Below are 4,019 nucleotides of genomic sequence, written 5' to 3'. Positions count from 1 at the left end.
CCGAGGCGGGTGCTGAGGTACTCGGCCAGCGCCGTGGGGGTCGGGTGGTCGAAGACGAGGGTGGCGGGGAGCCGGAGGCCGGTCGCGGAGTTGAGCCGGTTACGGAGTTCGACCGCGGTGAGCGAGTCGAAGCCGAGGTCGCGGAAGGCGTGGCGGGCACCGACGGCGTCGGCCCGGGCGTGGCCCAGCACGGTGGCGGCGTTGCCCCGGACGAGCTCCAGCAGGAGGTCGCGGCGGTCGGCGGCGGAGAGTCCGTGCAGCCGGGTGGCGAGGGTGTTGTGGCTCTCGTCGTCCCGGCCGGCCGCGCGCCGGCCTGCCGGGCGGATCAGGCCGCGCAGCAGTGCGGGGACCTCGCTGCCGCGGGTGAGGTCGAGGGGGATCGGCAGCAGGTGCGGGGTGTGCGTCGCGACCGCGACGTCGAACAGCGCCAGGCCCTGCTCGGTGCCCAGGGTGGAGCCGGTGCGGCTTCCGGTCGGGGCGGCGTCGTCGAGGAGGTGGCCGGTCATGGTGCTGGCCTGCTGCCACAGGCCCCAGCCGAGGGACTGGGCGGGCAGTCCACGGGCGCGCCGGTAGGAGGCGAGCGCGTCCAGGAAGCTGTTGGCGGCCGCGTAGTTGGCCTGGCCGCCGGTGCCGAGGGTGGCCGAGGCGGAGGAGTAGAGCACGAACAGGGCGAGGTCGGCGCCCAGCGTCAGGTCGTGCAGGTTGACGGCGGCGTCCACCTTGGGGCGGAGCACCGACTCGACCCGCTCGGGGGTCATCGACTCGAAGACGCCGTCGTCGAGGACGCCGGCCGCGTGGATCACCCCGGTCAGCGGATGCCGGTCCGGTATCGCCGCCAGCACGTCGGCCAGCGCGGTGCGGTCGGCGGCGTCACAGGCGGCGACACTCGCCCGGGCGCCCAAGCCGCGCAGCTCGGTGAGGAGTTCGGCCGCGCCGGCGCCCTCCGCTCCCTTGCGGCTGAGCAGCAGGACGTTCCGTACGCCGTGTTCGGTGACCAGATGCCGGGCGAGCAGGCCGCCGAGCGTGCCGGTGCCGCCGGTGATGAGGACCGTGCCGTCGGGGTCGAGCGGCGTCGGCACGGTGAGCACGTTCTTGCCCACGTGCCGTGCCTGGCTGATGTGCCGGAACGCCGTCACCGCGTCCCGTACGTCCCACGCGGTGACCGGCAGCAGGTCGAGCGTGCCGGCGTTGAACAGGTCGAGAACCTCGCTGAGGATCTCCCGTACCCGGTCGGGGCCGGCCTCGGCCGGGTTGAACGCCTGGTAGCGCACGCCGGGGTGGTCGGCCGCGACCCGCGCGGAGTCGCGGAGGTCGGTGCGGCTCAGGTCGGCGAACCGGCCGCCGTAACCCAGGAGTCGCAGGGACGCGTCGACGAACTCGCCCGCGAGGGAGTTCAGCACCACGTCGACGCCCCGGCCGCCGCTCGCGGCGCGGAAGCGCTCCTCGAACGCCAGGTCCCGGGAGGAGGCGATGTGCGCGTCGTCCAGGCCGGCGGCGCGCAGGGTGTCCCACTTGCTGGGCTTGGCGGTGCCGAACACCTCCAGGCCGAGGTGGCGGCCGAGTTGGACCGCTGCCATGCCCACGCCGCCCGCGGCGGAGTGCACCAGCACCGACTCGCCGGGCCGGGCGTCGGCCACGTCCACCAGCCCGTAGTAGGCGGTGGCGAACACGACCGGTACGGCGGCCGCCTGGGCGAAGGACCAGCCGGTGGGCACGGGGGCCAGCAGCCGGCGATCGGTGACCGCGCCGGAGGCGATGCCACCGGTGAAGAAGCCGAACACCCGGTCGCCGACCGCGAGTTCGGTGACGCCCGGGCCGACCTCGGTCACGATGCCGGCCGCCTCGGCGCCCATCTGCGCCTGGTCGGGGTACATGCCGAGGGCGAGCAGTACGTCGCGGAAGTTGACACCGGCGGCGCGCACGGCCACCCGTACCTCGCCGGCGGAGAGCGGAGCGTCCGCGTCGGGCGCCGGGAGCATCGCCAGGTTGTCGAGGGTTCCCTCGTCGGTGACGTCCAGTCGCCAGGCGGCGTCCCCTGCGGGGAGGGTCAGTCCGTCGTCGGCGTGCGGGCGGGCGAGACGGGGAGCACGGGCCTCGCCGTCGCGTATCGCGAGCTGCGGTTCACCTTCGGTGACGGCCCCGTTGAGCCAGACGTCGTCGTCGGTGGCGGCAGGGTCGCGGTCCAGCAGGACGATCCGGCCGGGGTGTTCGGACTGCGCGGAGCGCAGCAGGCCCCAGACCGCCGCTCCGGCGAGGTCGGTCACCGTCTGGCCGGGCACGGCGGGGACGGCCCCGCGGGTGACGACCACCAGACGGGTGTCGAGGTACCGGTCGTCGGCGAGCCAGTCCTGGACGGTGCGGAGCACGTCCTGGGTGGTGCGGTGGACGGCGTCCGCCGACGGGCCGGCGTCGGCCGCGGGCTCGGGCAGGGTGAGGAGCGCGACGGGGGGCGGCGGAGTGCCCTCGGCCGGGGCCGGGGCCGGCCCGGCGGGGTCGAGGCGTAGCCACTGCGAGGTGTCGGGCCGGGCGTTGCCGGAGTCGGGCAGCAGGGTCCAGTCGACGGCGAAGAGGTCGTCGCGGACGTGGCTCTCCCCGACCTGACGCAGGTTCTCGGGGGTGATCTCGCGCAGGACGAGGGTGTCGACGGTGACGACGGGGGCACCGGTGGGGTCGGTGGCTCGCACCTTCAGGCCGTCGGAGGTGGTGGTGAGTGCGACCCGGAGCACGGTCGCCTGGGTGGCGTGGAGTGCTACGCCGTTCCAAGCGAAGGGGAGCCGGGTGCCGGAGTCGGCGTCGGCGTGCTCGTCGGCGTCGGCGCCGGCGGTGACCGCGACGGCGTGCAGGGCCGCGTCCAGCAGCGCCGGATGGATGCCGAACCCCGCGGCGTCGACCGTCTCGGGCAACTCCACCTCGGCGAAGACGGTTTCCCCGTCGCGCCAGACGGCCCGCAGGCCCTGGAACGCCGGACCGTAGCCGTAGCCGGCGTCCGCCATACCGTCGTAGAAGCCGGCCACATCGACCGGCCGCGCGCCGGGCGGCGGCCACGCCGCCGGCTCCGAGGGCACGTCCGCGGCCCACTCACCCAGCAGGCCGGTCGCGTGGCACACCCATGCGGCGTCGTCGGAGGGACGCGAGAACACCTCGACGGCGCGGTCACCGGAATCGTCGGGCGCGCCGACGCTGACCTGGAGCGCGACACCGGACCGGGTGGAGAGCACCAGCGGCTTCTGCAGCACCAGTTCACGCAGCAGACCGCTGCCGACCTGATCACCGGCGCGGAGCGCCATCTCAGCGAACGCGGTACCGGGTACCAGTACCTGACCCCACACCGCGTGGTCGGCGAGCCAGGAGTGCGACGACGGCGACACCCGCCCCGTCAGCACCGCACCGCCGCCCGACAAGGCGACAGCCGCGCCGAGAATTCCATGATCGAGGCTCACCTGGCCCACGGCGGACACATCGCCGGAGACCACCGGTCGCGGCCAGTAGCGCTCGTGCTGGAAGGCGTAGGTGGGGAGTTCCACGCGGTGTCCGGCGGGTATGACGGAGGTCCAGTCGACCTCGACGCCGGCGACCCACGCCTCGGCCAGCGCGGTCAGGAACCGTTCCGCACCGCCCTCGTCACGACGCAGCGACCCGACGACGACCGCGTCCGTCTCTGCGGCTTCGGCGGTCTCCTGGACGCCGATGGCCAGCACCGGGTGAGGACTGCACTCCACGAACACCGACCGGCCATCGGCCAGCAGCGCACGCGTGGCGTCATCGAAACGGACCGTGGAACGCAGATTGTCGAACCAGTACCCGGCATCCATCGACGCCGTGTCGATCACGCCACCGGTGAGCGTCGAATACAGCGGCACCGTGGAGGAGACCGGCGTGAGACCGGCCAGATCCGCCAGGATCCGCTCCCGCAACTCCTCCACCTGCGCCGAGTGCGAGGCGTAGTCCACCGGAATCCGACGCGCCCGCACCTCCCGCGCCTCACACAACCCCAGCAACTCCTCCAACGCCCCCGGCTC

At 74.0% G+C, this 4,019-nt stretch carries 1 protein-coding gene; it reads right to left on the bottom strand.

All coding sequences use genetic code 11. The features are described 5' to 3' along the window. A partial coding sequence (locus E0D90_RS24285; RefSeq protein WP_130800096.1) for an SDR family NAD(P)-dependent oxidoreductase occupies positions 1–4,019 on the bottom strand: 4,019 nt, incomplete at both ends.

Origin of the sequence: Streptomyces otsuchiensis (assembly GCF_004305975.1) — a bacterium.
In the GTDB taxonomy this organism is placed as follows: domain Bacteria; phylum Actinomycetota; class Actinomycetes; order Streptomycetales; family Streptomycetaceae; genus Streptomyces; species Streptomyces otsuchiensis.
Note: the sequence above shows the minus strand (reverse complement) of the source record. Positions and strands in the feature narration are given on the sequence as shown.